5 protein-coding genes and 1 pseudogene are annotated in these 6,120 nt (G+C 73.4%); 2 read left to right on the forward strand and 4 right to left on the reverse strand.

The genetic code is table 11. The annotated features are described in order from the left end of the window. The 4 genes and pseudogenes from ACTHMS_RS22445 to infC form a co-directional block, all read right to left on the reverse strand. Window positions 1-179, reverse strand: a pseudogene (locus ACTHMS_RS22445) (TrmH family RNA methyltransferase); the annotation flags it as partial. A 23-nt stretch (window positions 180-202) separates the two neighbouring features. After that, complete coding sequence (gene rplT, locus ACTHMS_RS22450; RefSeq protein WP_440308884.1) at window positions 203-601, reverse strand: 50S ribosomal protein L20; 399 nt, start codon at window positions 599-601, stop codon at window positions 203-205. A gap of 63 nt (window positions 602-664) precedes the next feature. Next, a complete protein-coding gene (gene rpmI / locus ACTHMS_RS22455) occupies window positions 665-859 on the reverse strand; it encodes a 50S ribosomal protein L35 (RefSeq protein WP_440308885.1) in 195 nt (64 codons plus the stop codon). Between the two features lie 56 nt (window positions 860-915). Continuing rightward, the gene (gene infC, locus ACTHMS_RS22460) at window positions 916-1,494 is read right to left on the reverse strand and encodes a translation initiation factor IF-3 (protein ID WP_440308887.1); all 579 of its coding nucleotides are present in this window, start codon (window positions 1,492-1,494) and stop codon (window positions 916-918) included. 416 nt (window positions 1,495-1,910) lie between these two features. Between infC and ACTHMS_RS22465 the strand changes: the two genes are divergently transcribed. Next, complete coding sequence (locus ACTHMS_RS22465; RefSeq protein WP_440308888.1) at window positions 1,911-2,255, forward strand: DUF1844 domain-containing protein; 345 nt, start codon at window positions 1,911-1,913, stop codon at window positions 2,253-2,255. A 41-nt stretch (window positions 2,256-2,296) separates the two neighbouring features. Next, on the forward strand, window positions 2,297-6,120 hold a 3,824-nt coding region (locus tag ACTHMS_RS22470), incomplete at its 3' end, for a DEAD/DEAH box helicase (RefSeq protein ID WP_440308886.1).

The raw sequence follows: 6,120 nt of genomic DNA on the forward strand, positions 1-6,120 counted from the left end.
AGCTCCGGATGGCGCGCCATGGCCTCGGCCGTGGCGAACACCTCGACGACGGCACCGGCGGCGTGCGCCTCGCGCACCGCCTGGGCGCCCTCGGCGAGGAAACGCCCGGCCTCGCGGCGGCCCCCACGTCGGGTGAGACGGCGGGCCGCGGCGAGCCGGGCGGTGGTGTCGGCCAGCACGTCCGATCTGGTGCCGTGGACCGTCAGGCGGCCGGGGTCTGGGCCGGCGCGCCGCCCGTGCCCTCGGCCTGCACGGCCGCGCGGGCGATCTCGACGAGCGCGGCGAACGCGGCCTCGTCGCTGACGGCGAGCTCGGCCAGCACCTTGCGGTCGACCTCGACACCGGCGAGCCGCAGGCCCTGGATGAACCGGTTGTAGGTCATGTCGTTCGCGCGGCAGGCCGCGTTGATGCGCGTGATCCAGAGCTGCCGGAAGTCACCCTTGCGGGCCTTGCGGTCGCGGTACTGGTACGTCGCCGAGTGGAGCAGCTGCTCCTTGGCCTTGCGGTAGAGGCGTGAGCGCTGGCCGCGGTAACCGCTGGCGGCCTCGAGTGTTGTCCGGCGCTTCTTGTGGGCGTTCACTGCCCGCTTGACGCGTGCCACGGTGGTACCTCGCAGAGGTCGGCGCCGCCCGATCGGGCGGCGGAAGGTTCTTGGGACGGGGGGTCAGATACCGAGGAGCTTCTTGAACCGCTTGGTGTCGGCGGCGGCCATGTCCTTGGTGCCGGCGAGGCGGCGCGTCAGCTTCGACGGCTTCTTCTCGAGGTTGTGACGCATGCCGGCGTGCTGGCTGCGCAGCTTGCCGCTGCCGGTGACCCGGACGCGCTTCTTCGTCCCGCTGTGGGTCTTGTTCTTGGGCACGGTGGATTCCTCAGGTGTGGGTGTTCGGTTCGGGTGGTGCGCGGTCGCCGGCGGCGCTACTCGCCGTCGGCGACGGCGGCGGGCTCGGTGCTGACCTCGCGCGAGGCCCGCGTCGTCTTCGCCGCGTTGCGGTGCGGGGCCACGACCATGATCATGTTGCGGCCGTCCTGCTTCGGCGAGGACTCCACGAAGCCGAGCTCCTGGATGTCCTCGGCGAGGCGCTGCAGCAGCCGGAACCCCAGCTCGGGGCGGGACTGCTCGCGTCCGCGGAACATGATCGTGACCTTGACCTTGTCGCCCTGCTTCAGGAACCGCTCGACGTGACCCTTCTTGGTCTCGTAGTCGTGCGAGTCGATCTTCGGGCGGAGCTTCATCTCCTTGATGACGGTCAAGGTCTGGTTCCGACGGTTCTCGCGTTCCTTCTGCGCCGTCTCGTACTTGAACTTGCCGTAGTCCATGAGCTTGCAGACGGGCGGACGCGCCATCGGGGCGACCTCGACCAGGTCGAGATCGGCGTCGGCAGCCAACTCGAGGGCCTTGCCGATCGGCACGATGCCGACCTGCTCACCCTCGGGGCCGACGAGTCGGACCTCGGGGACACGGATCCGGTCGTTGATCCGGGGTTCAGAGCTGATGGGACCTCCTCGGTCGAACCTCTGGTGCGGGCGCCGGTCCGTCCGGCGGCACCGCTGGTGCCGGGCCGCGCATGAGAACGGCCCCGCTGCGAGTACGCACGGGGCCGACAAGGTCCGACCGGTCAGGTCGCGCGGGAAGCACGACGTCAGGCCTCTGGTGATGTGATCGTCTGGGACGATCACGGCGCCGGACGCCTGGACCGGACCCGGCGCGCGTGGATCGGGTGATCCGGCGGCACGGGTGGGACGCTTGTGACGGCATCCGCTTGCACACCCCCGCTCGTCACGGAGGCTGGTCGCAGTGCCAGGGTATCAGCGTGGCAGCCAGCGACCCAAACGCCAGCGACACCGCTCATGACCCTGCCGCCGGACCGTCGGCCCCGGGCAGTACGTCGGAGCAACACCCGCACGATGGCATTCCCTTCCCGGACCATGGGTTCGACGGTCTCGACGACCTGCCCGTGCGCGAACTGGCGGTGATCCCGGCGGTCGAGGTGATCAGCCGGGCGGCGGTCATGCTCATCAGCGCGTCCGCCGAGAAGCTCGGGCTGGCGCCGGACGGTGAGCCGTACGTCGACCTGGACGAGGCCCGCAAGCTGATCACCGCGCTGGCCGGCCTGCTGGCCGCGTCGCAGGACCAGCTCGGCATGCACCGCCAGCCGCTGCGCGACGCGCTGCGCAGCCTGCAGCAGGCCTTCCGCGAGACCTCCGCCTACCCGGACGAGCCGGGCCAGGGGCCGGGCGAGAAATACCTGAAGTAGCGATCGGGGACGTTGTCGTACCCCGCGGGCACCATGGAGGGATGTCCCGCTTCTCCCCCGCCACCCAGGCCTGGCTCGACGGCGCGTTCGCCGCGCCGACGCCGGCGCAGCAGGGGGCGTGGGACGCGATCGCGCGCGGCGAGCACACCCTCGTCGTCGCGCCCACCGGGTCGGGCAAGACGCTGGCGGCGTTCCTGTCCGCGCTCGACCGGCTGGCGTCCGAGCCGGCGCCGGAGGATCCGCTCAGGCGCTGCCGGGTGCTCTACGTCAGCCCGCTCAAGGCGCTGGCCGTCGACGTCGAGCGGAACCTGCGCTCACCACTGACCGGCATCCGCCAGGCGTCGTCCCGGCTCGGCCTGCCCGAGCCGGACATCACCGTCGCCATGCGGTCGGGCGACACCCCGGCCGACGAGCGCCGGCTGTTCGCACGGCGGCCGTCGGACATCCTGATCACGACGCCCGAGTCGCTGTTCCTGCTGCTCACCTCGGCCGCCCGCGAGGCCCTGCGGGGCGTCGACACGGTGATCGTGGACGAAGTGCACGCCGTCTGCTCGACCAAGCGCGGCGCGCACCTCGCGCTCACCCTCGAGCGGCTCGACGCCCTGCTCGAGCGGCCGGCCCGGCGGATCGGGTTGTCGGCGACGGTGCGGCCGGTCGACGAGGTGGCGACCTTCCTCGCGGGCGGTCGTCCGGTGACGATCGTGCAGCCGCCGTCGAGCAAGACCTTCGAGCTCGAGGTGGTCGTCCCGATCGAGGACATGACTGCCCTCGGCGAGCTCACCGACGACCTGTCCGGCGCGGCGGCGGGTGCCGGGCGGCGCGCCTCGATCTGGCCGCACGTCGAGGAACGGGTGCTGGATCTCGTCGAGCAGCACCGCTCGACCATCGTCTTCGCCAACTCGCGGCGTCTCGCCGAGCGGCTCACGGCCCGGCTCAACGAGCTGGCCGCCGCGCGCGCAGGCGTGGAGGACGGCGGGACGCCGAGCACGGGCATCAACACCGGGACCGGGCGCTCGGTCAATCGCACGCCCGCCGAGCTGATGGCCCAGGCGGGGTCGGGGGCGCCGGCGCCCGTCGACGCGCCGGTGGTCGCCCGCGCGCACCACGGCTCGGTGTCGCGCGAGCAGCGGCAGCTGGTCGAGGAGGACCTCAAGGCCGGTCGCATCCCGGCCGTCGTCGCCACCTCGTCGCTCGAGCTGGGCATCGACATGGGCGCGGTCGACCTCGTCGTGCAGGTCGAGTCGCCGCCGTCGGTCGCGGCCGGCCTGCAACGGGTCGGCCGCGCCGGTCACCAGGTCGGCGCGGTGTCCCGCGGCGTGATCTTCCCGAAGTTCCGCGGCGACCTGCTCGAGTGCGCCGTCGTGGCCGAGCGCATGCGCGACGGGCTCATCGAGTCGATGCGCTACCCGCGCAACCCGCTCGACGTGCTCGCGCAGCAGATCGTGGCGATCCTCTCGATGGAGGACGTGACCGTCGACGAGCTGGACGAACTGGTGCGCCGGGCCGCGCCGTTCGCCGGGCTGCCACGCGGGGCGCTCGAGGCCGTGCTCGACATGTTGGCCGGGCGGTACCCGTCCGACGCGTTCGCCGAGCTGCGGCCGCGCATCGTCTGGGACCGCGTCACCGGCCAGCTCACCGCACGCCGCGGCGCCCAGCGGCTCGCGGTGACCAGCGGCGGGACGATCCCCGACCGCGGGCTGTTCGGGGTCTTCCTCGCCGGCGCCGAAGGGCCGGGGCGGCGCGTCGGCGAGCTGGACGAGGAGATGGTCTACGAGTCGCGCGTCGGCGACGTGTTCCTGCTCGGCTCGTCGTCGTGGCGCATCGAGGACATCACCCACGACCGGGTGCTCGTCACCCCCGCGCCCGGCGAGATCGGCAAGATGCCGTTCTGGAAGGGCGACCAGCCGGGTCGGCCGGCCGAGCTGGGCCGGGCGCTCGGGGCGTTCCTGCGCGAGGTCGGCTCGTCGACGCCCGAGGCCGCCACCGAGCGCGCCCGCGCCGCCGGCCTTGACGAGTGGGGCACCGCGAACCTGCTCACCTACGTCACCGAGCAGCGCGAGGCGACGGGCGGGCTGCCCGACGACCGGACGATCGTGGTCGAGCGGTTCCGCGACGAGCTCGGCGACTGGCGGCTGGTGATCCACTCGCCGTTCGGCGCGCCGGTCAACGCACCGTGGGCGCTGGCGATCACCGCGCGGCTGCGCGAGCGGTACGGCCTCGAGGTGAGCTCGATGCAGTCCGACGACGGCATCGTGCTGCGCCTGCCGGACACCGACGCCGACGCCCCGACCGCGGATCTCGTCGTCTTCGACCCGGACGAGATCGAGGCGCTGGTGACCGGCGAGGTGAGCGGCTCGGCGCTGTTCGCCTCGCGCTTCCGCGAGTGCGCGGCCCGGTCGCTGCTGCTGCCCAAGCGTGACCCGCGCCGCCGCACGCCGCTGTGGCAGCAGCGCCAGCGGGCGAACCAGCTGTTGCAGGTCGCGTCCGAGTTCGGCGAGTTCCCCGTCGTGCTCGAGGCGATGCGCGAGTGCCTGCAGGACGTCTTCGACCTGCCGGGGCTGCGCGGGCTGATGGGCGAGGTCGGCTCGCGCGCGGTGAAGGTCGTCGAGGTCGAGACGCCCACGCCGTCACCGTTCGCGCGATCGCTGCTGTTCGGCTACGTCGGCATGTTCCTCTACGAGGGCGACGCGCCGCTGGCCGAGCGCCGCGCGCAGGCGATCTCGCTGGACGCGGGCCTGCTCGCCGAACTGCTCGGCTCGAGCGACCTGCGTGAACTGCTCGACCCGGACGCGGTGCAGCAGGTGGCGGCCGAGGTCGCGCGCCTGACCCCCGAGCGGCACGCCCAGGGCGTCGACGCCGTGCACGACCTGCTGCGGGGCATCGGCGACCTCACGACCACCGAGGCGATCGCCCGCGGAGCGACGCCGCAGGACCTCGCCGCGCTCGAGGAGGGGCGGCGCGCGATCCGCGTGCGGATCGCCGGCGAGGAACGCTGGCTGGCGATCGAGGACGCCGGCCGCGTGCAGGACGCCCTCGGCGTCGCGCTGCCCGTCGGCATCCCCGAGGTCTACACCGAGCCGGTGAAGGATCCGCTCGGCGACCTCGTCTCGCGCTACGCCCGCACCCACGGGCCGTTCGTCGCCTCCGACGTCGCGGCGCGGCTGGGCCTGGGCGTCGCCGTCGTCAACGCGACGCTGGCCCGGCTCGCCGCTTCCGGGCGCATCATGCAGGGCCAGTTCGCACCCGTCGGCACGCACAGCACGGGTGCCACCGAGTGGTGCGACGCCGAGGTGCTGCGCGCGATCCGGCGGCGCTCGCTCGCGGCGCTGCGCAAGGAGGTCGAGCCGGTGCCGCACGACGCGCTCGCGCGGTTCGTGCCGGCGTGGCAGTCCGTCGGGGCGGCGGCGGGCCGGGGCACCGACGGGGTGCTGCGGGCCGTCGAGCAGCTGGCCGGCCTGCCGCTGCCCGCGTCGGCGGTCGAGTCGCTGATCCTGCCGAGCCGGGTGGCGAACTACTCCCCCGCGCTGTTGGACGAGCTGACGCTGGCCGGCGAGGTCGTCTGGGCTGGCGCCGGTGACCTGCCGGGCAACGACGGCTGGGTGGTGCTGGCGCCGGCCGAGCTCGCGCCGCTGATCCTGCCGCTGCCCGAGCCGGTCGAGGACGAGCTCGCGTTGACCGTCGCCGCGGCGCTCGGGCCGGACGAGGCGGTCTTCTTCGCGGCGCTGGGCAACCGGGCCGCGCCGACGGCCACTGACGCGGCGCTCGCGAGCGCCGTGCGCGAGCTGATGTGGGCGGGGTTCCTGACCAACGACACGCTCGCGCCGGTGCGAGCGGTGCTGACGGGGAGCAAGACGAGTCCGGCGCG

Origin of the sequence: Jatrophihabitans sp., assembly GCF_051960575.1 — a bacterium.
Lineage (GTDB): Bacteria > Actinomycetota > Actinomycetes > Mycobacteriales > Jatrophihabitantaceae > JBQCEE01.